Origin of the sequence: Streptomyces sp. NPDC020597 (assembly GCF_044335095.1) — a bacterium.
Classification (GTDB): Bacteria; Actinomycetota; Actinomycetes; order Streptomycetales; family Streptomycetaceae; genus Streptomyces.
Map to the genome: position 1 here is coordinate 43,325 of NZ_JBIRUL010000032.1, position 25,582 is coordinate 68,906.

At 69.2% G+C, this 25,582-nt stretch carries 19 protein-coding genes and 2 pseudogenes; 11 read left to right on the plus strand and 10 right to left on the minus strand.

The genetic code is table 11. The features are described from left to right. Window positions 1-12: 12 nt before the first annotated feature. From purU to ACH4ZA_RS34460, 4 genes are all read right to left on the minus strand, one after another. The gene (purU, locus tag ACH4ZA_RS34445) at window positions 13-957 is read right to left on the minus strand and encodes a formyltetrahydrofolate deformylase (RefSeq protein WP_398433167.1); all 945 of its coding nucleotides are present in this window, start codon (window positions 955-957) and stop codon (window positions 13-15) included. Between the two features lie 62 nt (window positions 958-1,019). Beyond that, a complete protein-coding gene (locus tag ACH4ZA_RS34450) occupies window positions 1,020-1,847 on the minus strand; it encodes a methylenetetrahydrofolate reductase (RefSeq protein ID WP_398433168.1) in 828 nt (275 codons plus the stop codon). Between the two features lie 73 nt (window positions 1,848-1,920). Next, the gene (locus ACH4ZA_RS34455; protein ID WP_398433169.1) at window positions 1,921-3,297 is read right to left on the minus strand and encodes an aminomethyl transferase family protein; all 1,377 of its coding nucleotides are present in this window, start codon (window positions 3,295-3,297) and stop codon (window positions 1,921-1,923) included. A gap of 1,158 nt (window positions 3,298-4,455) precedes the next feature. Beyond that, a complete protein-coding gene (locus tag ACH4ZA_RS34460) occupies window positions 4,456-4,851 on the minus strand; it encodes an alpha/beta hydrolase fold domain-containing protein (protein ID WP_398433170.1) in 396 nt (131 codons plus the stop codon). 77 nt (window positions 4,852-4,928) lie between these two features. Between ACH4ZA_RS34460 and ACH4ZA_RS34465 the strand changes: the two genes are divergently transcribed. Then, on the plus strand, window positions 4,929-5,753 hold the full coding sequence (locus tag ACH4ZA_RS34465; RefSeq protein ID WP_398433171.1) for an SDR family oxidoreductase: 825 nt from the start codon (window positions 4,929-4,931) through the stop codon (window positions 5,751-5,753). 283 nt (window positions 5,754-6,036) lie between these two features. Here the strand turns inward: ACH4ZA_RS34465 and ACH4ZA_RS34470 are convergent. Both ACH4ZA_RS34470 and ACH4ZA_RS34475 read right to left on the minus strand, forming a co-directional pair. Next, window positions 6,037-6,910, minus strand: a pseudogene (locus ACH4ZA_RS34470) (AMP-binding protein). Next, window positions 6,876-7,760 carry a LysR family transcriptional regulator gene (locus ACH4ZA_RS34475; protein WP_398433196.1) on the minus strand — a complete coding sequence of 295 codons (885 nt, stop codon included), beginning with the start codon at window positions 7,758-7,760 and terminating at the stop codon, window positions 6,876-6,878. The pseudogene ACH4ZA_RS34470 and the gene ACH4ZA_RS34475 overlap by 35 nt, the downstream one beginning before the upstream one ends. Before the next feature lie 415 nt (window positions 7,761-8,175). Between ACH4ZA_RS34475 and ACH4ZA_RS34480 the strand changes: the two genes are divergently transcribed. The 4 genes from ACH4ZA_RS34480 to ACH4ZA_RS34495 all read left to right on the plus strand — a co-directional run bounded on the left by ACH4ZA_RS34480 (window position 8,176) and on the right by ACH4ZA_RS34495 (window position 12,708). Beyond that, complete coding sequence (locus ACH4ZA_RS34480; protein WP_398433172.1) at window positions 8,176-9,234, plus strand: fumarylacetoacetate hydrolase family protein; 1,059 nt, start codon at window positions 8,176-8,178, stop codon at window positions 9,232-9,234. A gap of 326 nt (window positions 9,235-9,560) precedes the next feature. Next, on the plus strand, window positions 9,561-10,583 hold the full coding sequence (locus ACH4ZA_RS34485) for an amidohydrolase family protein (RefSeq protein ID WP_398433173.1): 1,023 nt from the start codon (window positions 9,561-9,563) through the stop codon (window positions 10,581-10,583). Between the two features lie 57 nt (window positions 10,584-10,640). Further along, window positions 10,641-11,627, plus strand: coding sequence for a cyclase family protein (locus tag ACH4ZA_RS34490; RefSeq protein ID WP_398433174.1), 987 nt, complete (start codon window positions 10,641-10,643; stop codon window positions 11,625-11,627). A 103-nt stretch (window positions 11,628-11,730) separates the two neighbouring features. Continuing rightward, window positions 11,731-12,708, plus strand: coding sequence for a fumarylacetoacetate hydrolase family protein (locus tag ACH4ZA_RS34495; protein WP_398433175.1), 978 nt, complete (start codon window positions 11,731-11,733; stop codon window positions 12,706-12,708). Between the two features lie 106 nt (window positions 12,709-12,814). Here ACH4ZA_RS34495 and ACH4ZA_RS34500 read toward each other — a convergent pair whose 3' ends face one another. Further along, the gene (locus ACH4ZA_RS34500) at window positions 12,815-13,942 is read right to left on the minus strand and encodes an FAD-dependent monooxygenase (protein WP_398433176.1); all 1,128 of its coding nucleotides are present in this window, start codon (window positions 13,940-13,942) and stop codon (window positions 12,815-12,817) included. A 632-nt stretch (window positions 13,943-14,574) separates the two neighbouring features. Between ACH4ZA_RS34500 and ACH4ZA_RS34505 the strand changes: the two genes are divergently transcribed. From ACH4ZA_RS34505 to ACH4ZA_RS34520, 4 genes are all read left to right on the plus strand, one after another. After that, entirely contained in the window at window positions 14,575-15,459 is an 885-nt protein-coding gene (locus tag ACH4ZA_RS34505) for a hypothetical protein (RefSeq protein ID WP_398433177.1), read from the plus strand. Further along, a complete protein-coding gene (locus ACH4ZA_RS34510) occupies window positions 15,456-15,743 on the plus strand; it encodes a hypothetical protein (protein WP_319095524.1) in 288 nt (95 codons plus the stop codon). Before ACH4ZA_RS34505 ends, ACH4ZA_RS34510 begins: the two co-directional genes overlap by 4 nt. Before the next feature lie 200 nt (window positions 15,744-15,943). Continuing rightward, entirely contained in the window at window positions 15,944-17,305 is a 1,362-nt protein-coding gene (locus ACH4ZA_RS34515; RefSeq protein ID WP_398433178.1) for a glycine cleavage T C-terminal barrel domain-containing protein, read from the plus strand. A 92-nt stretch (window positions 17,306-17,397) separates the two neighbouring features. Next, window positions 17,398-18,423 carry an alcohol dehydrogenase catalytic domain-containing protein gene (locus tag ACH4ZA_RS34520; protein ID WP_398433179.1) on the plus strand — a complete coding sequence of 342 codons (1,026 nt, stop codon included), beginning with the start codon at window positions 17,398-17,400 and terminating at the stop codon, window positions 18,421-18,423. A 147-nt stretch (window positions 18,424-18,570) separates the two neighbouring features. Here the strand turns inward: ACH4ZA_RS34520 and ACH4ZA_RS34525 are convergent. Beyond that, a pseudogene (locus ACH4ZA_RS34525) lies at window positions 18,571-18,927 on the minus strand (DDE-type integrase/transposase/recombinase); the annotation flags it as partial. Window positions 18,928-19,144: 217 nt separating this feature from the next. Next, window positions 19,145-19,936, minus strand: a complete 792-nt coding sequence (locus ACH4ZA_RS34530; protein ID WP_398433180.1) for a thioesterase II family protein — start codon at window positions 19,934-19,936, stop codon at window positions 19,145-19,147. Window positions 19,937-20,742: 806 nt separating this feature from the next. On the opposite strand from ACH4ZA_RS34530, the gene ACH4ZA_RS34535 reads away from it, so the two are divergent. Both ACH4ZA_RS34535 and ACH4ZA_RS34540 read left to right on the plus strand, forming a co-directional pair. Beyond that, window positions 20,743-21,687 (plus strand): methylenetetrahydrofolate reductase, encoded by a 945-nt coding sequence (locus ACH4ZA_RS34535; RefSeq protein ID WP_398433181.1) that lies wholly within the window; start codon window positions 20,743-20,745, stop codon window positions 21,685-21,687. 375 nt (window positions 21,688-22,062) lie between these two features. Then, entirely contained in the window at window positions 22,063-22,401 is a 339-nt protein-coding gene (locus ACH4ZA_RS34540) for a DUF6207 family protein (protein ID WP_398433182.1), read from the plus strand. A 47-nt stretch (window positions 22,402-22,448) separates the two neighbouring features. Here ACH4ZA_RS34540 and ACH4ZA_RS34545 read toward each other — a convergent pair whose 3' ends face one another. Beyond that, window positions 22,449-25,256 (minus strand): hypothetical protein, encoded by a 2,808-nt coding sequence (locus ACH4ZA_RS34545; RefSeq protein ID WP_398433183.1) that lies wholly within the window; start codon window positions 25,254-25,256, stop codon window positions 22,449-22,451. Window positions 25,257-25,582: the final 326 nt, after the last annotated feature.

Consider the following 25,582-nt stretch of genomic DNA (forward strand, 5'->3'; position numbering starts at 1 on the left):
TTGGAAGACGATTCAGAAGACGATGGTGGAGTTGCCATGGATGGCGAGCCGGTCCTCCAGGTGCGCGCGCACGGCGCGCGAGAGAACGGCGCGCTCGACATCGGCGCCGAGGCGTACGAGGTCGGCGGTGGTGTGGCGGTGATCGACCCGGACGACGTCCTGGTCGATGATCGGGCCCTCGTCCAGATCGGCGGTGACGTAGTGGGCGGTCGCACCGACCAGTTTCACACCGCGGTCCTTGGCCTTCTGATACGGGCCGGCCCCGATGAAGGCGGGCAGGAAGCTGTGGTGGATGTTGATCAGCGGACAGCCGACCGCTTCGAGGAAGGAGGGCGTGATGATCTGCATGTACCGCGCCAGCACGACGAGGTCGACGTTGCCGCGCAGCAGGTCGAGGATGCGGCTCTCGGCTTCGGCGCGGTTGTCCCGGGTGGCGGGGACGTGGATGTAAGGCACCCCGAAGGGCCGGACCTCGTCGGCGAGGTCGGGGTGGTTGGACACGACCATGACCACGTTCATGTCCAGTTGGCCGCGACGGTGACGCCAGAGCAGGTCGAGCACGCAGTGGTCGGTCTTGGACACCATGATGGCCACCCGTTTGGGCCGGGCGGCCTCGGTGAGGCGGTGAGTAATGCCCCAGCGCTGAGCGACGCCGGTTTCGAATGCACGGTCCAATTCGTCCCGGGCCGCGGACAGGCCGGGCAGATGGAACCCGGTGCGCTGGAAGAAGGTGCCGCCGACCGCAGTCGTCGAGAACTGGTCCAGGCTCGTGATGTTCGCACCGGCCTCGGCGAGGAACGTGCTCACTGCCGAGACCACGCCCGGCCGGTCGGGGCACTGGATCAGCAGACGCCCGTGGTCGGCTCGGTCCTCGGGGATCCCGCCCTCAGGCGAAGTGCTCCCTTGGGGCGTGGTGGGCGCGGACGCGGTTCGTGCGGACGTGGTGGGTGCGGTCATGGCGACTCCGGTTTGATGGGCGGGGTGGGTACGCGCCGGCGCATTGCTGGTCGCGGCGCCGGTCATGTCAGGTCCGAGAGAAGACGCCGGCGCCACGCCTCGGTCGGCGCGAGATCGTTGAAGGTGAAGACGTGGAACCCGGCGACGGCGTCGGCCTCCCCGAGGTGGGGCGCGAGCCCCGAGAGCAAGGCGTCCGGCCGATAGCCGCCGGGGAGGAAGAAGCGCCGGAGCAGGGTCTGCTGCTTCTTCAGGAACCTCGCCGACTCCCCGAGGCCCAGTCCGCCCGCGACGCGCAAAAGCTTCTGCCGGTGGACGGCACCGGGGAGGCCGACGTGGACCGGCAGCTTGATGTCGTAGGCGCGAACCCGTTGGATCCACGCCAGGATGGCTCGGGAATCGAAGACGATCTGCGTCGTGATGTGCGTGGCGAGCGGCGCCTTGTCCGCCAGCGCCTGCATCAGCACCTGCTCCGATACGACCGGATGGCCCTCGGGGTGACCGCCGATCCCAATGTCGGTGAACGTGTGGTCCAGTTCGTGCACCGCCCGTAGCAGCGCCAGAGCGTCGGGGAACGCTGTCGTCGTGTCGGTACGGTCGCCTCCGACCACGAACACGCCGGTGATACCGGCGTCGCGGCACCTGCCGACGAGACCGGCCAGGTGCTGGTGGTCCCTCACTTGCTGGGCCGACAGGTGCGGTGACACGGCATAACCGTGGCCCGCGAGCGCGACCGCCAGGTCGATGGTCGCGTCCTGTCCCTTGGCCGGTGAGGCGGTCACGGTGAGCGGGACGTCGGTCGGGACGTGGTCGCGGACGGCCTGCTCGGTCTTGGCGAACGGGATGACCTCGTAGCCGAGACCCCGCACGGCCCGGACCAGGTCAGCCCGCACGATCACATCGTGCCGGGAGTGGAGTCGGTTCACGGTCGGCCTCTCGGATGGGCGGGTGGAGTGGTCCGGCACGTCAGTGCTGAGCCGGCGGCCGGGTCCGTACCGTGGCCCGGATGGTGGTCTGCACGTGGTGGGGTTCGTTGAGTGGCCGGCCGGCTCCGCCGTCGGGCTCGCCCCACAGAACCTCGACGCGGTCGCCGTCGGTCAAGGACTCGTCGAGGATGGCGATGGTCACCACGCGCCCGACGTTGACGGTGTAGCCACCCCACGTGGACAGGCCCACGAGGCGATCGCCCTGCAGCACGCTGTCCAGGTAGATCGTGGCGGGGTTCAGGTTGGGCAGGCTGAGCAGCTTGGGTCGGGGACCGTCTCCGAAGAAGCCGGCCCGGACCACCTCCATGACGTCGTCGGTGTCCCACTCCAGCCAGCGCTTGAGGCGCTTGGGTCCCTTGGCCGCCTGCTCGAGGGCTGTGCGGCCGATGAAGTCGTGGTCGAGCTTGACGATGGAGCCGTAGCCCAGCTCCCAGGGGTAGAAGTAGTAGTCCTGGATGTCGTCCGAGACGTAACTGCCCTCGATGGTGATCATGCCCTCCATCCCGAAACCGGGCAGGTGCTGCCGGTAGGCGGCCGTCTCCGGGGAGTTGTAGACGGCGGACGGGACGGCGGGGATCCACCCGGACTCGACCGTCGAGGACAGGTAGGACACGGCCCCGCCCTGGCGCAGGCCGCTCTGCGCGCCGGCGTACAACAGCGTCTCCAGGACGCGGGGGCCATGCTCCACCGGGCCGAAGAGCTCCAGGCCGGTGTACTCCTCGCCCGGCACGCCCGCCATCGTGTGGTTCAGGGCGCGGACCGGGGTCCCCACGATCTCGAAGGAGCCCATGCGGAAGAACGGGATGCGGTCGATCGGGCCGCCGACGGCGCGTTCCAGGATCTCCTGGGTGCGAGGGCCGTTGAGCTGGTACCGGTAGTGCTGTCGGCGGCCCAGCGGGTTGTGGACCGACGCCGGGTCCACGCTGAACTCGACGTCGTAGTCGCCCTGTTGAGCTTGGAACTGCACCCAGTTGGCCGCCTGGGGGACACCGACCAGGCTCAGGTGGTCCTCCTCGAGGCCGAACAGGATGCAGTCGCCGATGTAGCGGCCGTCCGGCCCGACGGCGACGAACTGCTTGGCGCGGTCGCGGCCGAGGGTTGCCGGGCTGTTGACGCCGGTGTCGCTGATCAGGCGCTTCACGTCGGGCCCGGTGATGTGCACCTCGGTCATGTGGTGGGACTGGTCGAACAGGACGCAGGCGTTCTTCCAGGCCCACTGCTCGTTGTGCCAGGTCGTGTACTCCTGGGCGTAGGTGAACGGGTAGTGCGTGGCGGGATTGGTCCGCAGCATCGCCAGCGGGCCCCCGCTGCGATCGATGCGCTGCTGCAGGGTCTCGAGGTGCGGTTGGTCGGACACGGGGTGCCTCCTGGGTGGGTGGTGGTCGGCGGGGCGCCGGGGTCGCTGCGACGAGATGTCGGGCAGTGCGTCGCGCTGGCGTGTGCAGGCCGCCGTGGTGGGCACCGTTTCCTGACCGGAGACCCTCAAGGACGAGGTCCTGCAGCCGCACCCGCTCGCGGGAGTAGGCGACCAGCCGGGCGAAGTGGAGGACATCTCGTCGGCGGCCAGTCCTGCGACACTTCGCCGCTGACCTGTAGGACGATCCGCACGGCGTATCGGTCGGCCAAGGGCGCCGGCACGACGAATGGCCCGAACGGATCGGCGCGGCATGTAAGAGTTTCAGGCACCGGTCCGTCGCCGAACTGAGCGGCGGACAGCGACGTGAATGCTGTTTCCGGCGACGAAGCCGAGCGGCAGCTTCATCCCCCTCGGCGGCATCGTCGACCTGCTCCGCACCCCTGGGGAACTGGGCGGGTGCCGTGGCGTCGACCAGCACACCCGCGACTGCCTCCGCCGCGACGCGCTTCTCACCCAGGCGGCTGGCGGCGGTCCGCGCCGGTTCGCCGGGCTGGTCGGGAACACTGAGGAGCCGCATCCCGTGCTCGGCACAGGCGGCCGTCGGGGCGGCCCGGACGGTGTTGACGTCGTAGTTGTCGCCCCAAGTCCGGTACGGGATTCCCTCCGCGGGTGGACCGAAGGTTGCCAGGCGGTCCATATCCCAGCGCGGCCGTCCCGGCGGGCCGGCTGCGCGGCCGTTGTGACCCGCTCGCGTCAGCGGCGACCTGCGCGGGAGGCACAGGAGTCCCTTCGGATACCACCATCGTCGTCGTCTTCTCCTGGGGCGGGCTGCCGTGCGACTCTCGGCCGGGCGGCAGGAGGTGGGGTGGGGCCGCCGACGACGCGCCGGGCTTTCGGTGCCTGCTCGCCCCGCCGACGTCGTTGATAGTGACAACAGCCGCACCGATGCGGAATGGCCGAACCGGTATGCCACCAATCCACAGGACGGATGGCGAGCCACCGACATCCTCCTACTGAGCCGCCTACCGGACCCCAGCCGGCGGACCAGCGCCAAGCCGCGGTCCAGGTGCGTGTGAGGCGCCGACCCGCGACGAATGCGGCGCCGACCCGGTTGCGGCGGCGCTTCGGTGAGGACCTGCTCGCCCGCGTCGACCGCGCCTACGAGCTGATTGCCGTGCCGAGGAGCCCTGCGGAGCCGTGGAACGTCTCCGGGCAGAGGTGGAGCTCAGTGGTGACCCCCGCCTGTACCAACCGCTGCGCGTAGCTCATTGCCTCGTCCCGCAGGGGATCGAACTCGCACACTCGCCGCGTTCTACGGTGCGCGGACGGCGACGACAGAGCGCCGAACGGCAGGTCACCAAGGAGACCGCCACCGCATTCGGCGTGCCACGCGACGAGTGCCGCCCACCGGCACGCGCCGTCCTGACCGACCCGTAAGGGGCCCCACCGGAGTTCCGGTGGGGCCCCTGTGGCAGCTGCGCGCTCACATGCCTCTGCTCGGTGGCTCTCCGCCGTCCTCGCCACTCTTACCGTCCCCGAGGATTCCGATCCCACGACTCGGCTTGATACTCAGTCTCAGTACGATATACAGTCTTCCCATAAGACTTCAGCTCGAAGAGAAGAGCTTTCCCATGAGCAAGATCTGGTTCATCACTGGCTCGTCGCGTGGCTTCGGCCGTCAGTTCGCCCAGGCGGCCCTGGAGCGTGGCGACAAGGTCGCGGCCACCGCCCGCAACATCGACTCCCTGGCGGATCTGATGACCGCCCACGGTGAGGCGGTCCTGCCGCTGAAACTGGACGTCACCGACAAGGCCGCCGCGTTCGAGGCGGTCCAGCGGGCGCACGAGCACTTCGGTCGCCTGGACGTGATCGTCAACAACGCCGGACACGGACTGTTCGGTGCAGTCGAGGAGCTGACGGAACAGCAGGTCCGCGGTCAGATGGAGACCAACTTCTACGGCGCCCTGTGGGTCACCCAGGCCGCCCTGCCCCTCCTGCGCGCCCAGAACAGCGGCCACATCGTGCAGATCTCCACCGTCGGCGGCGTCACCTCCTTCCCCAACCTGGGCGGCTACAACGCCTCCAAGTGGGCCCTGGAGGGCCTGACCGAGGCCCTCGCCCAGGAGGTCGCCGGCTTCGGCATCAAGGTCACCCTCGTCGAGCCCGGCGGCTTCGAAACCGACTGGGCAGGCTCCTCCGCCACCTTTGCCACACCGCTGCCGGCCTACGACGACCTGCGCACCGCCGTCGCCGCCGCCTGGAGTGGAGTCGAGTCCGGCGACCCCGCCGCAACCGGCCCCGCCCTGCTGAAGATCGTCGACGCCGACAACCCGCCCCTGCGCGTCTTCTTCGGCACCGCCCCCCTCCACCTCGTCCCCCAGGTCTACGCCGAGCGCCTGAAGACCTGGCAGGAATGGGCCGACATCTCCACCCAGGCCCAGGGCAACGCCGCGTAACCCGTGCGACGGCCGCGCCGGTCACGCCCGCCGACCGCTCCCATGGCCCTGGGAGCGGTCGGCGGGCGTACGCACTTCCACAGCGAGCAACCGCACGCTCGCCGGTCGAGCTTTGTGAAGTAGCCACCTGTCCTCCGGCTTGGCAGCTCTCAACCGATGGTCAGGCAAGGGACGGTCGGCAATGCTCCGACCAGACCTCGACGCCGGGTGAGCCCGAGCAGCGGCCTGCCCGAGAACGAGACCATCCCCTCGTGCACCCCGCACTGCGGGACGGACGGGTTACTCAGGGCAGCGGCTTCGGGTTCCCGTCACTGATCTGCCCTCTTTCCCATGGCGTTGGCAGGAATGGTGTCGGCGAGGTACCAGTGGCGCGGTGGCTTGTACGGGGCCAGAGCCCCGGCTCGCCCACGGGCAGCGGATCGACGTCGGCGGGGCCGACGATTTTGACCTCAACCTGCCAGAGGGGCCGGCCGGCGGTGTGCAGCTTGTCGTGGGCGCTCTCGTCGGGGCTGGTCTGAGTGACGGCGGGGCTGAGTTCGGTCTGCCCGTAGAGGATGGAGAAGCGGGCGCCGAAGCGGCGCTCGGTCTCCTCAACGAGTTCTGGAGGCGCCCGGTCACCGCCGGACAGGACGGCGGAGCAGGCGCTGAGGTCATAGGAGTCGAACCAGGGGTGGTTCAGCAGGGCGGAGAGCATCGCCGGGACTCCGGCGAACGAGCACGAGGGTGCCGTTGACGGTGGCCACGCCGAGCACCGTCAGGTCGCAGCCGGCGGTGTGGACCAGTGGCAGCGCGCTGCCCCAGACCCCGTTCCGGGTGAATCCGGCGCGGGCGGCCACGAAGGCGGCATTGGTGACGAGGCCACGGTGGTGCAGGACGGCGCCCTTGGGGGTCCCGGTCGTCCCGGAGGTGTACTGGATCTGCGCCGCCGCACCGGGGCCTACCCGCGGCAGGGGCCTGAGGGCGGTGCCGCGGACCTCGGCGAGCCAGCCGGTGAAGCAGACCCGCTCGCGCAGTCGGGGAAGACCCGGCAGTATCCGTTCCACCGCCGCCGCCATGTCCGTCTCACGGAAGGAGTCTGTGAGCAGCAGCCCCACGGCGCCGGACTGGGAGAGCGGCGATGCGCTAGGCGACGCGTTCCGCCGCACGCCCCAGCGCATCACGGAACCATCGGTGGCCGGGATCGTCGCTCATGGTCGGGTGCCATCGCAGCGACAGGTTGAGAGGTCCGATGTCCACCGGGCTCGGCAGTATCCGCACGGGCGCCACGGGTGCCAGGCGTCGCGCGAGTTTCTCCTGGAGGAAGGCGACGCGGTTGCTGCCGGCGAGCAGGAACGGGACCGAGAGGAAGCTGTCGGTCACCACCTCCACGTGCGGCTCAATGCCGTTCGACCGCAGGTGGCGCAGCGCCGGGAAGCTGGCCGGGTCGGAGTGGGTGAACTGGCTCACCCACGGCAGGAGGGCGAGTTCGGCCAGGGTCGGCTCGCTGCTGATCACGGTGTTGCTGTCGGCCACGACGCACACCCAGCGGTCGCGCAGCAGGAGCCGGCCGGGATAGCCCTGCACCAGCTCGTGCGGCAGGACCACCCCGTCGGTGTGACGGATCAGGGCGTCGGCGTCGAGGTGGGAGCTGGTGGTGAGGGGGCGAAGGTCGAGTCCGGCGCCGGGGGCCTCCTCGCCCAGAATCCGGTTGAGTTCCTCGAACAGGATGGCGACGGTGTAGTCGGAGAGCGCGAGGGAGAACTGCCGGTTGGTCGTCGCGGGGTCGAAGTCGTCGCCGAACACGCGCTCCAGCGCTTCGGTGGCCGACTCGATCCGTGACAGCAGGCTGGCGGCCAGCGGCGTGAGCTCGTAGTCCCGGCCCACCCGGATCAGCAGCTGGTCGCCGAACCGGCGACGAAGGCGGGCCAGCACCGCGCTGGTGGCGGGCTGGCTCAGGCCGAGGGACTCACCGGCCCGGGTGACGTTGCGCTCGACCAGCAGGGCACGCAGCACGGGCAGGGTCGCCACGTCCTGGTTGCGCAGTATCCGGCCTGACGGCTCTGGGGTGCGTCCACCTGCCGTCGGGCTTGGAGTCGAGTTGTACGTCACCGCGGTGTCCTCCCCCGGCTTCTGTTACAGGCGCGGCTCGGCGAGCCCACCAGCACAGCAGTGCGGCTCCGAGGCCTTCGCCGAACGACCCGCACCGGCCGGTCGATGCCGAGCATCCGTTCCGTCGATGGGTCGCATACAAGGCTGAGCATATCCCAGGCCTCGTGGCCCGGTTCACAATCAGATCATCCTCCGGCCGGCCCGTCCTCCGGGCTCCTTGTCGTCCGCCGGAACGGCCGGACAGACCCATGGCGAAAGGTGATCCATGACTTTCCACCGTCCAGGTGTCGTGCGTCCCGCACGACCCAGCGTCACCGAAACGGAAACGTGACCCATGACTGAGACCGCCCCTGTCACGCGCGCTCCGGAACACCCGGTCGACCCGGCGACCGGACTGCGCGCGGGAACCTTCGCGCTCGGTACCTTCGCCGGCGAGACGCGTGCCTTCCCGGCCCTCGTGACCGCCGACGGCATGGTCACCGACCTGTCTGGCCGGTTCCACGACCTGCACGAGGTCTTCGCCGACTGGACGACGAACCTCCAGTTCCTCGAGGAGGTGTGGATCGACTCCTCCCGACCGACGCGGCCGTTGGCGGAGCTGCGTGCGCTGCCGCCGCTCAGCCATCCCAACCTCCTGGGCGCCGGCGCCAACTACAAGACGCATTCGGCGCAGATGCTGACGAAGAACGCCTTCAACCAGCACAACCGCCGAGCGGGCGAGACCGACGAGGAGTTCTTCCAGCGCAATCTCGCGTTCATGGAGCGCCGGTCGCGAGAGGGGATTCCCTTCGCCTGGGTCGGGATGCACTCCTCGCTCGTGGGGGCGACCGACGACGTCGTGCTGCCGGCCCTGGGCGACGAGCCCGACTGGGAGCTCGAACTCGGGGTCGTCGTCGGCGGCACCGGTCGGTTCCTCACCCCCGACGAGGCGACAGGGCTGATCGCCGGCTACACGATCGTCAACGACCTAGGCACAGTCGACCAGTTCCGCCGCACCGACATCCCTTGGGGCTTCGACTGGATGGGCAAGCACCAGCCTGCGTTCAAGCCGGCGGGGCCGTTCGTCGTGCCCGCACAGTTCTTCACGCTCGACGACACCATCCGGACCACATTGAAGGTCAACGGCCAGGTCATGCAGGACTGGCCGACCGGCGACATGATCTTCGACCCGGCCCAGTTCGTGGCGTACGCCTCCGAGCACGTCCGGCTGACGCCCGGGGACATCATCTTCATGGGCTCTCCGCCCGGGAACGGCAAGCACCACGGTCGCTTCCTGCACGACGGCGACGTCATCGACAGTGAGATCACCTACCTCGGACGGCAGCGCAACCGCTGCGTCGCCGAGGTCCTGCAGGGCCGCAAGCCCCACTTCGGCCGCTTCCCGACCGACTGAGCTCGGCCGACCGACTTGGTCGGCCCCACCCAGGTGTTTCTGATCCACCGGAGAGCGAGGCGCACCATGTCGTCCACCGCCGAGACACATACTGAACCGGACTGGTACCCGGAGGAGGACCGAGGGGCCGATCCCGCGGTGGCGGCCTCTGCTCACCCGAGCGGTACGCCGAGTACACCCGTCTGCGCCGCGAGTGCCCGGTCGCCTGCAGCGACACCTCCGAAACGCACGCGACCCGGGCCCGCGTCCCTGGACAGGTTGATCGGCTGGGACAACGGCTGGGATCAGCGCTCCGAGCCGGCTCGGACGGATGAGGTGGTGGCGCCGTGAGCGTACCCACCGTCGATGTGCACGCCCATGCGGGCGTACCGGCCGTCGACGCGCTGATCGAGGGGCAGCCAGGTCTGGCACGGCAGCGGGAGATCGACGCGGCCACCCTCGGCCGGGCGTCGCTGGCGGTGAACCTGAAGCAGATCGCCGAGCTCGGGCCGAAGCTGGTCGACCTCGACCTGCGGCTGGCCGCGATGGACGCCGCGCGTGTGCAGGTGCAGGCGGTCAGCGCGGTACCGCTGCCGCATGCGTGGGCCGACCGGGAGCTGGCCTCCCGCATCGTCGCGGTGGGCAACGAGGGCATCGCCGCGTTGTGCGCGAAGGAACCGACTCGGCTGCTTTCGATCGGAGCCGTAGCGCTGCAGCACCCCGACCTGGCGGTCGGGCAGCTCGTGTCAGCGGTCCGCGACCTCGGTATGCGGGGCGTGCAGATCTCGACCTCCGCCGGCCCGGGCCGGGAACTCGACGACCCGTCGCTGGCCGACTTCTGGGCCGCCGCCGAGGAACTGGGCGCCGCCGTTCTCATCCACCCCTGGGGGTGCACCCTCGGCGAGCGGCTGAATGCCTACTACCTGTTCAACAGCGTGGGCAACCCGACCGAAACCGCTCTCGCGCTGTCCCGGATCATGTTCTCCGGACTGCTCGAGCGGCACCCGCGGCTGAAGATCTGGTCCGCGCACGGCGGTGGCTACCTGGCCGGATATATGGTCCGCGCCGACCACGCCTGGGCGGCCCGCTCCGACGCGCACACCACTGCCGAGCCGCCGTCCGCGCTGCTGCGCCGCACCTTCGTCGACTCACTGGTCTACACCACTGAGCAGCTGCGGCACCTGGTCGGCTCGATGGGCGCGAGTCAGGTGACCCTCGGCAGCGACTACCCCTTCGACATGGGCGTGGTCGACCCGGTCGACCGACTGGAGGCGGCCGACTTCGACCAGGCCACGACCGACGCCATCCGCGGTGGCAACGCCGCCCGCCTCCTGGGTCCGATCCCGACGGTGGGAACCGCGCACCCATGACGAAGCCCCGATGACCTTGCTGCCGATCCCTGATCGGAACTCCACGGAGGAAGACCTGTGACCACGTTCGACCGCTCCGATCCCGAAGGGGCCATCGCGGCCGCGGCCAAGCGCGTCTCGAACTGTGGCCGCTGGGGCGCCGATGACGTCCTCGGCACGCTGAACTTCCTCGACGAGGCCAAACGGGCACAGGGCGCACGGCTGGCCCGCCGCGGCGTGAGCTTCTCGCTGGCACAGCGCTTCGACGCGGAAGGCCCGCAGAAGGGGTGGCGGCGGCGCACCAACCCGGTCCACACCATGCTCTCTTCCGGCCTGGACGCCGAATTCGGCCCGGCGGAGTTCCCGCACGGGCTCGGCGGCGCGGACGACGTGGTCTTCATGCCGCTGCAGGCCTCCACGCAGTGGGACGGCCTCGGCCACATCTTCGACCACGGCACGGCGTACAACGGACGCCGCGCCTCACAGGTGGTGACCAGCGAGGGAGACAGGCTGACCGGCATCGAGACCGTGGCCGACAGGATCGCCGGCCGGGGCGTGCTGCTCGACGTCGGCAGGGCGGTCGGAGCCGAGGGCGAGCTGCCGGACGGCTTCGCCGTCACCGTCGAACACCTCGAGGAGACCATCGCCGCGCAAGGTGAGACCGCCCGGGTCGGCCGCGGCGACCTGCTGCTGGTGCGCACCGGCCAGCTCACCCGGGCGCGGCGCGGCATCGCCGCAGGCGACGGCTGGGGCGACTACGCGGGCGGCCCCGCCCCCGGTCTGTCGTTCGCCACGGCCGACTGGCTGCACGCCTCCGAGATCGCCGGAATCGCCACCGACACCTGGGGCTTCGAGGTTCGCCCCAACGAGTTCGATGCCGCCTTCCAGCCGCTGCATCAGGTCGCCATCCCGCACATCGGCCTGTTCATCGGGGAGATGTGGGACCTCGACACCCTGGCCGCCGACTGCGCCGCAGACGCCGTCTACGAGTTCCTCCTCGTGGCCGCCCCCCTGCCCGTGACCGGCGCCGTCGGCGCACCGGTCAACCCCCTCGCCGTCAAATGACGGGTAAGGAGCCCACCGTGCCCGTGGTGCACGACGTCATCGTCGACCGACGTCCGTCGAACACCCTCACTCCGCCGCCCCTCCACCTCGCCGGTGCGGGTCGATGAAGTTCGCGACCTGGGAGTCCCAGGGCAGAACGTCTTCGGGTGTCGTCTCCGATGCAGGGCTGCACGCCCTCCCGGAGGGGACGAGGGTGCTCGACCTCGTACGTGCGGGGCTGCCGGCCGCGCTGGAGACCGGCGGCACGGCGCTGGAGACACGGGCCGTGCCGGTGGACGGCGTCCGGCTGCTGCCGCCGCTCGCCCCTCCCACCGTGCGGGACTTCGTGGCGTTCGAGGAGCACGTGGAGGGGGTGGTACGGAGCATGACCGACGGCGGAGTGATGCCGGAGTGGTACGAGGCACCCACCTTCTATTTCACCAACCCCTATGCCCTCGTCGGTGCCCATGACGACGTCGCCGTCCCGCCCGGCTCACAGCTGCTCGACTTCGAGCTCGAGGTCGCCGCAGTCGTCGGCAGGGGCGGCGCGTCGCTGAGTCCGGAGCAGGCCCGTGATGCCGTCTTCGGCTACACGGTGCTCAACGACTGGTCCGCGCGCGACCTGCAGCGCCGGGAGATGAAGGTCGGCCTGGGCCCGGCCAAGGGCAAGGACTTCGCCGGCACTCTGGGCCCGTGGCTGGTCACCGCCGACGAACTGGAGCCGTATCGGGACGACGAGGGCTTCCTGTCCCTCGAGATGCGGGTCTCCGTCAACGGCACCGAGATCGGGCGTGACCTGCTGTCCAACATGGGCTGGCCGTTCGAGGAGCTGGTCTCCTACGCATCCCGCGGCAGCGAGGTCCGCGCCGGGGACGTCCTCGGCTCGGGCACCTGCGGGAACGGCGGTTGCCTGGCCGAGCTGTGGGGCCTCCGTGGCCGTCCGGACCCGCCGCCACTGCGGCCCGGCGACGTCGTGGAGATGACCGTCGAGGGCATCGGCACCATCCGCAACCGGGTCGTCCCCGGCCTTCAGCTCCCGCCGGTCCGCGCCGCCCGGTCACGGCCACGGCCACGGCCACGGGCAAGGAAGCGGCTGTCGTGAGTGGGCGGTGAGCGCGAAGCCGCGCGCCGGTGAACGCACCGGACCGGGCGCCGTCATGCTCGCTGGCTCCCGTGGTCGGTCGGTCCGCATGTGCCGGGCACGGGGCCTAGTAGGGGCTGGAGAGAGCCTCCATCGCCCGCCCCCGCACCTTGTTCTGAGCGGCGATCGGCTCTCCCCGCTGCTGCATGCGGTCCAGTTCGACGCTGGTCTGAACCACCAGGCGAGCCCGCTCGAAGCGCCGTGTCACGAAGCGCTTGAACACGTCCTCGAGCGGGCCGCCGGCCGCGCATTCCTGACCGAGGACCACGCCGTCCTCGACCGCCATACCCCCGCCGGCACCGAGGTGGGCGGTGGTGGCGTGCGCGGCGTCGCCGATCAGCAGGACCCGGCCCCGGTACCAGGGCTCGGACACGAGCAGCCAGTCGTAGTCGTTGACGATGATCTTCGTGTCGTCCGTGAGCCGCGCCTCCAGCGCGCGCATCAGCGGTGCGGTGAAAGAGCGGAGGTTCTCCCGGACGATCTGGCGGGCCTGTGCCGCCTCGATCCGCGGGCGCTCCGGGAACTCGCGGCCGGTTGCGAGGTAGAGGCCGCCGTCCCGCTGCCGCCGGGTCACGCAGAGGTACTCCGACTCGTAGTGCCCGATCGGGCCGACGTCCGGTACCCCGTCGGCGACCCATCGGAACATCGTGAGGCCGGAGTAGGTCGGGGTCGCCTGGCCCCCCAGGATGAGCGAACGCGTCTTCGACCGGATGCCGTCCGCGCCGATGACCAGGTCGTACGACCGCTCCGACCCGTCGGTGAGGGAGGCGGTGACGGAGTCTTCCGTCTGCCGCAGCCCGGCGAGACCCACGCCGTTCCGGAGGCTCGCGCCGGCCTGCTCCGCGGCTCGCCGGAGGATGTTCGCCAGGACCGGCCGGTAGATGAGGATGCCGTGCGGCAGAGCGGACGTCGGTGCGGGAGGCATGGGCGGCGTGGACACCGGTTTCCCCGCCGCGTCGAAGTAGGCGAAGATGTCCTGCGGGGACACCGCCAGCCCCTCGTCCAGGCACTGTTCCAGGACTCCGATCTCGGCGAGACCGTCGACGGCCCGGTTGAGCAGTGAGATGGCGGCCCCGGCCGGACCGTCGGCCAGGTCGACCACGTCGCAGGAGATCCCGGTACGGGACAGGGCGGTCGCGGCGGTCAGGCCGGCGATGCCCCCGCCGACGATGAGCGCGTTCTGGATGCTGGTCAAGGCAGGACTCCCGAGTGCGTCAGGGCAGGTTGAGGAGATCGGTGCAGGGCGATGAGAGACGTCCGGGCCGAATGCCAACGAGCGTCGGTGAGCACCGGCAGGCCCGGCGGCTCCGGTGCGGATGCCCTGAACTCCCTTGGTGCAGCACCATCTTGTGGGTGGCCCGGGCCACGTCCAATACGCGGTTTCGTATCGCAGCCATGGACCGGATGAATACCCGGCCGCACGCCGTGTCCGCCCTTCGGGGCAGCTCGCGTCACGGGCCGGCATCAAAGGATCTGGTGTCCCCTCCGGTGCTGGTGGCGCTGCTCCGGGGAACGGTGCGTCACACGGGCCGGCGAGGTCGTCGGGCTCACCCACTCGGCCTCCGGCAATGCCCTGGCCGGGCTGCGGCCCCGGGTTCAGCGACGAGCTGCTGGTGGGCATGCTCCACCGGGCGGCCTCAGCTGCCACGAACTTTCGCCCACCTCCCACATGTCGAACGTCGCCGGACCATACGCTCCGCGGATAGTGCGCATACCGGTTCCGCTATTCCACAACGACGTCGCACCGCTCACGCTGTTACCACCGAATGTGGAGATCCCCTCTGTACGGCTGGTCTGCCTGGAGGGTTCCATGCTGAAAGGTGAGCGATGGCCAGCGTCGTCCAAGTGCTGTGCACTCCCCATGACCCGCTGCTCCCCGGCGTTGCCGCCGGCGGATCGGCGGCTCCCGAGCCGCTGCGGCGATCAATAGCCCATTTCGCGGAACTGCGGGCACGGCTCGCAGCCGCGCGGCCCGACGTGCTGGTGGTGGTTTCCGGGGACCACTTCAACCAGTGGTTCTACGACAACATGCCGACCTTCCTGATCGGCAAGGCGGTCCGAGCGCGTGGCCCGTTCCCGCACGAGCAGGAGCTGTTCGGCATCGGGTCCTACGACACCGCCCTGGAAGGGGACATCGCGCGGCACCTGCTGCGCGGTGGCTTCGAGCGCGGGATCGACTTCTCCTACAGCGATGACTTCCTGCTCGACCACGGGTTCACCGTCCCGTTGAGCTTCCTCAGACCCGAGCAGGACCTACCGGTCGTTCCGATCTTCACCAACGTGATGGCTCCGCCGGTGGCCACCGGGCGTCGCTTCTACGACCTCGGCGCCGCCATCGTCGAGATGGTGGAGGCGCACCCCGCCGACCTGCGGGTGGCGATCATCGCCAGCGGGCACCTGTCCAACGCGATCGGCAACCCGGCCATGGCACGGTTCCAGACCGAGCCGGAGACGGCGTGGGACAAACGGGTATGGGAGCAGATCACCGCCGGTGACACAGAGTCACTGATCAAGGAGACCACCTACGAGTCGCTGGCAGCGATCGGCAGCGGCACCCCTGGATTCCTCGACTTCCTCTTCGCGCTCGGCGCTGTGGGCGGAGTCACCCCGGACTACGCCGAGAAGGTAGCCAGCACCTTCGCCCCACCGACCGGTTTCCTGGCCTGGGGTGGCCATGCGTCCGCCCCCGCACCGGAGGTGGTGGCCCCATGAGCCGGTACGCCACCAACCGAGTGCTGTGGGAGGTCGCCGCCGACGGCGACCTGGCGAAGCAGCTGAAGGAAGTCCCGGAGGCCGCCCTCGCCGACCGCGACCTGACCGACCAAGAGCGCGAGGCGTTGGCCAGGACCGACATCCGCGAGTTGTTCCAGCTCGGTGTCCACCCCTTCCTGCTCTACAACTTCGCCCTCCGGCTGAACGGCGGCTTCTCCATGGAATGGATGGCGTCCTACCTGGAGCAGCTGAAGGGCCTGGAAGTCGGCGACGTGACGACCTGACCTCGTGACCAGGGCGGCGTATCGACGGCGAGACCCCTCGGCCGCCGAACCCGGCCAAGCAGTCGTCGCCTGCCGACGCAGCGGCACAGGCCGCGCCGTCCATCCTTCTCGTGAGAATGTCGCTCAGCGAAATGACAGCTTCCCGGCGAAAGAACTCCGGGTCAGAAATGCCGTACCACCATCACCGCCGGAGGAATTCCATGGAGCATCTGATCGACCGGCAGCGCGCCCGCTACCAGGCTTTGCTGGAACTGGCCGACCGTCCCTTCGACGTGGAGCGGCCGGCGGTGTTCAGCCCGGCGGCCGCCGCGCAGGACGAGGCGAACGTCAAGGGTCTGCTCTTCCGGTGGACGCCCGTTTTCATCCCGTACGAGTACACCAACTGGTGCGAGGAGAGCCTGGCCCATGTGCGATCGTGCTACATCGGCGACTGGTCGGCCATCGGCAAGCTCCGCGTCCACGGGGCCGAGGCCCTGACCGCGCTCACCCGCATCGGCATGAACAACCTGGCGCGCTTCGAACCGGGCCAGATCAAGCACCACGTCCAGCTGGACGAACGCGGCCACATCGCCTCCGAGGGCCTGCTGTACCGGGTGGCCGAGGAGGAGTTCGTCTACAGCGGCGGCGGCGTCGACTGGACCGCCTGGCAGATCGACCAGGGCGGCTGGGACGCCAAGAGCGAGGTGATCAGCCCCGACATGTTCATCTTCGAGATCCAGGGGCCGACGTCGCTGTTCGCACTCGAGGCCGCGACCGGCGAGAGCCTGCGCGACATCGGCTTCAACCGGAGCCGCCTGACCAGTATCAGCGGCATCCCCGTGCGGATTCTGCGCTCGGGGATCTCCGGGGAGCTGGGGTACGAGCTGCACGGTTCCGCCGACGACGCCAACGCGATCTGGACGGCGGTCGTCGAGGCCGGGACCGAGCACGGCATCCGCCAACTGGGGATGCGCTCCCAACTCGTGGCCCACATCGAGGCGGGCATCGCCACGGTCGGCATCGACTACCTGCCTTCGTCGATCATCACGCCGGGGGCGCCCAAGCTCTTTCCCCGCGGGATGCCGGACGGCAGCTTCGTCCCGACCGACGTGACGGAGTACTTCCGCCGCCCCGGTGAGCTCGGCTGGGGCCGTCGCGGAGCCCTCACCTCCCACGACTTCATCGGACGCGACGCGCTGGCCGCGGAGGCGGCCGAAGGCGGCCCGGCGCGCCACCTGGCAGGCCTGCACTGGAACAGCGAGGACGTGATCGACCTGTTCTCCTCCCAGTTCGGCGACGGCCCGTTGCCCGATCCCATGGAGATGCCGCGCAAGATCGGCGCCAGCCTCGACCAGGTGCTGGTCGGCGGACACCCGGTGGGCGTCTCGACCTCCCGCACGTACAGCACGCACCTGCGCCGCACCATCTCCCTCTGCGTCATCGATCGCGACCTGGCGGCACCGGGCACCGAGGTGACGGTGCTGTGGGGGAACCCCGGCACCGCCCAGCGCGAGCTCCGCGCCACCGTCACCTCCCTGCCCATGAAGGAGGACCGCCGTCGCACCGACGTCAGCACGCTGTGACCCTGTCGTGACGCGCGCGTACCTCCTGCGCCGCCGGTGGTCGACGACATCCGCGCCCTCCTTTCATCCGTCGCACAAGAAAGGTGAACTTCGTGAAGGCAGCCGTGATACCCGCGGTCAACGGCAGGTGGGAACTGCGCGAGGTGCCTACTCCGCAGCCGGGGCCCGGCGAGGTGCTGATGCGGGTGCGCGCCTCCGGCGTATGCGTCAACGACGTCCTGGCCACCACCGGGGCTATCCGGTTCCCCTCGGTCGACCCGGTGATCACCGGACACGAGCCGGCGGGTGAGGTCGTCGCGGTGGGGCCGGGGGTCACCACGCGCCGTGTCGGTGACCGGGTGGGAACCCACTGGGTCCGGGCCGCCTGCGGACGGTGCGACTACTGCCGTCTGGGCCTGCCGGTGACCGGGCAGGCCGCCTTCGCGTGCGTGGCACCCACCACGACCGGTTTCAGCGTGCAGGGCGGACATGCCGAGTACATGGTCGTGGGTGCCGACGAGACCGTACTGCTGCCCGACGGGCTCCCCTTCGAGTTGGCCGCGCCCATGCTGTGCGCGGGCTACACGGGCTGGTCCGCCCTGCGCGCCGGGGAGCCTCAGCCGCACGAGCGGGTCGCCGTGCTCGGCATCGGCGCGGTGGGTCATCTGGCGGTGCAATTCGCGCACGCCTGCGGCCTCGAGACGATCGCGATGACAAGCTCGCCGGACAAACACGACGTGGTACGGCGGCTGGGCGCGGACGAGGTCGTGGCGAACGGCGCCGAATTGCGCGCGGCGGGCGGCGCCGACGTCATCTTGGCGACCGGCACGTCGTATCCGGCCGCGGCGGAGGCGCTGACCGGCCTGCGGCCCGGCGGGCGACTGGTCCTGTCGGGCATCGACCCCACCGCCCCCTTCACCGTCCCGCCGTCCGGCAGGGGCCTTCCGTTCATCGGCACTCGCATGCAGGTGATCGGTTCCACCCACAACGGGCCGCAGTACCTCCGGGAGGCCCTCGACCTCGCCGCCGTGGGAAAGGTCACCCCCATGGTCGAGACGTTCCCGAAGGAGGAGGTGGCCACGGTGGTCGACAAGGTCGCCAAGGGCGCCGTCCGCTTCCGTGCGGTGGTCATCTACTAGGAGGTCGAGCCACGAGCGTGCGCGCCTGGTCGGCCGACCTGTCTCGAAGCGGCTTGAGCGCACGATGTCAGAAGCCCGCGGCGGCGTCGACGGCGGAGGGACACGACGACCGTCGCAGCGTGCGGCTACGACATCCACGGACGCGACCAGATCGGTCCGCAGGTGGTCGGCCGTCGCCCAGCCGACCACGCGCCGGGATGCGATGTCGATGACGGTGGCCAGATAGAGCCAGCGCTCCTCCGTGGCGATGTAGGTGGTGTCGCCGCACCAGCGGGCATCCAGGCCGGCGGCGTCGGGCTGGAAGTCCCGGACGACGAGATCGGGCCGCAGGACAGCTCGTGCATCGGAGATCGTCGTCAAGTGCCGTCGTCTGCGGTGTCGGCCCTGCAGTCCGGCAGCCCGCATCAGCCGCGCGACACGTCGGCGGCCGCATCCGGCGCCTGCCCGCTTGAGCACGCCATGGGTCCTTGGTGATCTGACCGAGCGGGCACCGCGCCGGCACAACTCGACGATCTCCGCCGTGAAATCCGGCGTGAACGAGCGACGAGGGCGAGGCTTCTTCTTCCCCCATGCTCTCCATGATGGACATCCTCCCGGGGCTGAACCCCTGATCTCGGATGTCCACCAAAGCGGATCAAGCCCAGTCGCAGTCGTAGCCCCGTCGGGGACCTCATAGGGCCCCCGGCCGTGCAGGGGCGGTGCGCGCCGTGCGGGCCGCGCTTCAGCGGGCGGCGGGCTGGACGAGCCGGCCGAGATCGTCGGCGATGGCCGCCGTGACCGCGTCCTGCTGCGGCGTCAGGAAGAAATGCCCGCCCGGGAAACTGCGGAACGTGAACGCACCCCTGGTGAAATCCCGCCACGCCATCGCCTCCCCCACAGCGACCCGCGGATCCGACTCCCCCGTCAACACGCTCAACGGACAGCTCAACGGCGCCCGCGCACCGTCCGGCCGGTAACGGTAGGTCTCGATCGCGGTGAAATCCGCACGCAGCGCCGGCAGCACCATCCGCAGAATCTCCTCATCGGCCAACACCCCCGGATCCGTGCCCGACAACGCGCTCATCTCAGCGATCAACGCCTGATCACCACGCGTGTGCACATCGTCCGCGGCATACACGTCAGGAGCACGACGCCCCGACACGATCAGCCCCGCCACCGGCCGGCCCGCCCGCTCCATCCGCCGGGCAACCTCGAAACCCACGATCCCGCCCATACTGTGACCGAACAACACCAGCGGCAGATCGTCATACGGCCACAACACCTCGAACACCCGATCCGCCAACGCCCCCACCGACGTCAACGCGGGCTCATGACGCCGGTCCTGACGCCCCGGATACTGCACCGCCAGCACATCCGCACCCGCCGCGAGAACCCGCGCATAAGAGAAGAAGAACGACGCCGTACCACCCGCATGCGGCAGACACACCAACCGCACCGGCGCACCCCCCACCGGATGAAAACGCCGAACCCACAACTCACCGTCAGGATCAATGCCACTGTCATGAACACTCATAAACCCAGACCATAACCACACCCCATAAAGCCACGCTTGCGCCGACCACCCACCATCCCACCACCCCCACCACACACCACCAACGCCCTTCGACCCCTAGGGTCCGCGGCCGTTCCCTTTGGCCAGTGTCGGAGGACCGGGCCGGACGGGGCAGTGATGAGCGGTGCGGATCCAATGCCTCCCGCAGCCGAACGCGAACGGCGGCTAGTGAGGACTCGACGGCTGCACCGAAGGCTCGCGGCCCCAGCGGCTCTGCCTCTCGCAGGATCCGCTTCCCTGCTTCCGGGCAGGCCCTGCGCCTCCCATGACGTGAGGATGAACAACACGGCGGACAGCGGTCTCCTGCTACGTCCGTTCACCCAAGGCCTCTGCACGGCCTGGCTGCTGCTCCGGGTCGCGGTCGGCGCTCTCCTTCAAAACCATCCCCCTCTCCATTCCTGTGTCCGCGCGATGACACTCCTCGGGGTTTTCTGATGCGCCCTCTCGATCTCCTGGGGAGGACACCGCCGCCCCTCCGTGCTCCGGCGGCGTGCCCCCGTGATGGCCGAGCTCTATCCCCACCCCGGAATTGCGAGAGACCGCTTCCGGAAGTTCACCGCTTGAGCCAGAGGCGGACCACTGCTGCGGCGACGGCGCCGTGGAAGCAGCCTCGCTTGCCGGAGCAATTGTCAAATCCTGTGGATCTGATCGCCCCCTCACTGCGGGCGTCGATCGCGGCGTAAGGTGCGATGACGACGAGCCGTGTTCCGTCTCACAGACTGGCGACTTGCCTGGTGCCTGGTGGATGAGCTGCTAGTTTCCGCATCATGGTGGACCATGACGACAGCACTGCCAACCGGATGCTGGTGGCCGGTGCCGAGGGTGGTGTCCTGCTGTTCGGTCTCACGCCGCCGCGGCTGAGCACCACGCCCGAGCGGATCCGGGAAATCACCGCGTCCACCTTGGCGCGGTTGGACTTCCTCGATGTGGACGGTCTGGCGCTGTACGACATCGCCGATGAGAGCGACCGCAATCCGGCGGAGCGGCCGTTTCCGTACCTGCCCACGATCGATCCCGCCGTCTATCACGCGGAGTACCTCGGCGGGTGGAACCGCCCCACGGTCATCTACCGGTGCGTCGGCAAGTACACCGAGGCGGAACTGCGGACCTGGTTGCGGATGGCCGACACCGACCGCGTGCTCTCCGTCTTCGTCGGCGCGTCCTCGAAGGGCAAGGCGGTGCGGACCGGGTTGTCCGAGGCGCAGGCCCTGCGCCTTGACGCCCGTCCGGACCTGCTGCTCGGCGGCGTCGCCATCGCCGAACGCCCCGAGGAGCATCAGCGACTGCTGGCCAAGCACCAGGCGGGATGCGCGTACTTCATCTCGCAGGTCATTTACAACGCCGACGCGGCCAAGAGCATGGTCTCCGACTACTACTACGCTTGCCGCGAGCGGCAGCTGGAACCCAAGCCCGTCCTGTTCACGCTCTCGGTGTGCGGGTCGGTGAAGACGCTGGCGTTCCTCAAGTGGCTCGGCGTGGACGTCCCACGCTGGCTGGAGAACTCTCTGCGCCACGCAGACGACACGCTGGCCGAGTCCTACCAGCACTGCCTGGCGAACGCCCGCGACTTGATTGCCTTCTGCCGCAAACTCGGCATGCCGTTCGGGTTCCTCGTGGAGAGCGTGTCGATCCGCAAGGTCGAGATCGAGGCTTCGGTCGCTCTGGCTGCCGAACTGGGCGGACTGCTGGGACGAGGCCGACCGTCCACATGAGGCCGGACGTGAACGTGCAGCTGCCGAGTCCTGTGATCGGGATGTAGTCAGGCTGCTGTCATCTCCTCGCGTTCGACGAGGACGCCCTTGTCGAAGCGGACTCCGGCCCGCGATCACATCGTCGTGCAGCGGGGCGAAGGCGTGGAACAGTTCCAGTCCCGCCACAACGCGCAGCATCGCCGCCTCCTCCGGTCCGCCGCCCGCAGCGTGCCAGCCCACGCAACAGAACAAAGGCCGTACGCGCTTCCCCCCACCTGCCAGGAACCCACGCACCGCTCCCAAAGTCTCGCCGAGGTGCGCGCCGTAGTGCGCCTTCGCGTCGGGAGGCGCTTCCAAGGTCTCGTCCACGCGCCCGCGCAAAGCCGGAAGATCCAAGTGTTCCGCCAGGCATCCCGCAACCGTCACGGTGACCACCACGTACTCATCAGCGTTCTCACATACCGTCAAAAGATCGACACCCACCTCGGTAGCGGGGCTCCTGGGCTCTCCCGCAGTCCCCTGTTGCCCGCGCACTTGGCGGTGCCGGCCCTGACCGCTGGGGAGGTCGCGGCCGCCGATGACGAGCCCGCCTTCGCCATCCGGGAACTGCTCGCCGTATCGACGACGACTGGGGCCTGGCGGTACCGGCGTCGAGGTCGCCCACACAGCGGCCGGTCAGGTCACCGAGGAACTCGCCGCGGGACAGAGCGGTCGACGGCAGAACCGGACGGCTGAGGCCGGCCCGCCCCCCGCCGGGGGCGGGCCGGCCTCGAATCGAGTGGCTACGGGGTAATGGTCACCCCGGGCGCCATTTCGGCGGTCCCGTTGGTGAGCTTCCCGGAGCCGGTGGCGCCTTCGGAGCTGACGAAGCGCAGCTCGTGGTTGGTTCCCCCTGCGTTGCAGACGGCGAGCAGGAGCGTGGGCTGGTTGGCGGCGTAGGCGTTCTGGACGAAGGAGGTGATGTCGACGGTGATGTCGCGGCCGTCGACGGCGTTGGTCTGGTGGGTCCCGCCGCCCTCGGGGATGAGGGTCGAACCGAGGGTGAAGGTGGCCGACTTCGCGACGGAGGAGGCCGTGGCGGTGAAGCTCGGCCGGTTCTGCCAGGTCATCGTGTTGATCGGGCAGGACGTGCTGCCGCCGGTGCAGGTGGTGTCGCCGGCGGGTTGTACGAGGAGTTGGTCGGTGTCAGTCGACGCAACCGTCGAGTAGCGGTGGCCGACGTAGGTGAGGTGGAGCGTCGCCTTGCTCGGCGCCCTGGTGAGGCTGGTGAGGGGGAACTGGACGTAGGAGATCTTTCCGTCTCCGGATCCCGTGGTGTACTGCTCGCCCATCAGGCCGGTCCCGGTGTTGCGGGTGATGAGGGTCAGGTCCGAGGAGTTGTTCTTGGTCTGGTCTCCGGTCCACGCGCCCACCCAGGCGTCGCCGTTGGTGAGGGCGCCGGCCTTGACGTTCTGGGTGTGGCCGTTCGCGTCCGTGTAGGTGGTGGTCAGCGTGCCGATCCCGCTCGGCGCCAGGGGGAACTGGCTGGTGTATTGGACAGGACGGCCCGCGACCTGGAGGTTGTTCAGCGTCACGTTCGTGGCGCCGTTCAACGGGCTGCTGTTCGTCTTCTGCTGCGAGAACCACACGTTGTCGAGGTTGAGGGTGCCGATCGGGGTCTTGGGGTACGTGTATGTGGCGCCCGACCCGTCGGGGTTGGGGGCGAGCCCGTAGTTCGCCTGGTCGTCGGCGGTGATGGTCTGGGTGGATCCGTTGCCGCCGTTGAGCCTGATCGGTCCCGACGTGTACCGGGAGGTGTCGAACGAGCTGTTCTTTATCACGATGCTCGAGATGCGCGGGTACGGTTTGGGGCTGTTCTGGGTGAAGATGCCGCCGGCCGGCGCCGACACGGAGTTGAAGTTGTCGAACGTGTAGTTGTTGAGCTTGTATCCGAACGAGTTCCATCCGATGCGGATCGAGTTGCCTGCGCCGACGGACCAGTTCAGCGTGTTGCTGACCGAGATGTTCTTCGAGTCCTCGTTGTCCCAGTGGTAGTTGTCGAATCCGAGCTCGTCGGCGACGGCGTCGTGGGCGCCCACCGCGTCGGCATAGCCCTGGACGTCGGGGGTGGAGGTGCCGAGCTGGAAGTTGCCCCACACGCCGGAGGCCAGCGGGGTGAATCCGTCGCTGGGGTTGTAGTGGCCGGAGGCGAACGCGTCGTCGTTGCCGAGGGTGAAGACGCCGTTGGCGGTGATGTCCTGACCGCTCGCGAAGTCCGTCCCGTCGATCCACGGCTGGCCGTACGGGGTGAGAGCCTTGATGTTGTTGAACGTCACCCTGTTGGCGCTGTGGGTCTCATAGTTCCACTGCTTCGCGTCGCGCTCGTAGGTGTCGTTGAACGTGATGTCCGACGAGTGCATGACCATGACGCCGCCCTGGTGCTGGCTGCGGTAGGCGTCGTGCGAGTCACCGCTGCTGCGGGCGTTGTAGTTCGCCACGCCGTTGCAGTCGAAGACGCCGCGGCCGTCGATTTCGATGTTGCTCGAGTTGATGATCCCGACCCCCGGCTCGAACGCCTCCATGTACGCCTGGATGCGGTTCTTCAGCAGGGCCCCTTCGGCGGTGTAGATCTTCAGCTTGCCGCCCTTGAGCTTGCTGCCGTCCAGACCGTTGACCAGGAGACCGGACCACACGTAGGTGCCGTTGGGGAAGTAGAGCGTGTTGAGCGCCGTGGGGTTGGCCTTGATGGTGTCGAGGGCTGCCTGCAGGGCGTACGTGACGTCGTCGGCGGCCATCGCCCGCACATTCGGGTACCGCACGTTGACGCTGCTCGCACTCACCAGGGTCCCGGCCGAGGTTTGCTGACCGGCGGGGATGGCGGTGCCGTTGACGGTCTTGCCGGCCATGGAGCTCGTCGTCGCGTCGGGAGCCTTCTGAGCCGTGCTGTTCGGGTGCGCCGCGAGGTACTTCGCGGCGAACTCCTGGAAGTTGAGGACACCGGTCTGCAGGTTGACGCCGGATCCGTCCGGTGCGCTCGTGGTGTTCGGACGCTGCGCCGCATCTTCCAGAGGGTCGTTGACGACCGCCAGATAGGGCTGTCCCGTGACGTTGGTCGAGTCGCCGTTGACCATCACGATCGCTTGGTTCAACCCGGCGTCCGCTGACATCTGGAACGTCAGAGTGTGCTTGTCCGCGCTCACCGAGATGCTGCTGGACGGGTAATAGCGCGCCGGGTAGACGTTCACCGTGTCGATCGTGGTGCTGGGCAGCGTGACCGTGATCGTCGGTGTCCGGGAGTCCGACGCGAAGCGCGCGATGTCGAAGTTGTTGCGGTTCGCGGTGTACCGGACAGCCTGGACGGGCGTGCCGGCGACTTGCACCTGGTACTTGGCGGACGCCACGTCCGGGGACGTCGTCGTCCCGCCTCCCACTCCCGTCGGTGCGTAGGTGTGGACGATGGTGGCGGCGTGTGCGGGGACGACGCCGGCGAGCAGGAGGCTCGCCGCCGCGAGGGCGGCGCCGGCAGCGGCCGCGACGGTGCGGCGCCCGCGTGAGCGGCCTCGCGCCGAGGTGGGGGTCGAGTCGGCGTCGCCGCCGATCGCTCTGATCATGCCTGTCTCTCCTCAGGACGAGACCCTTGCAGGTCTGTTCAGGCGCGCGCCGTCCGCTGCAGACGGCGCGGAGCATTCGCGACGCCGCGGCGCACTGCGGTCGCCGGGGCCGTCACGGCCGAGGGGAACCCACAACGCACCCGGCGTGGGGGCACGGGGCGACGTCGGAGATCGGTACTCGCGGTGGGCCAGGGCGGCACCCCTCGTTGACCGATCCACGGGATCGGCGTGGCGGGGACGTTACTGCCGTATTTCCGGAGCCGTCAATGCTCCGCGCGCCGCAAATCCCCAAAACAACAGACAGTGTCAGACAGCGCCCCCATCTG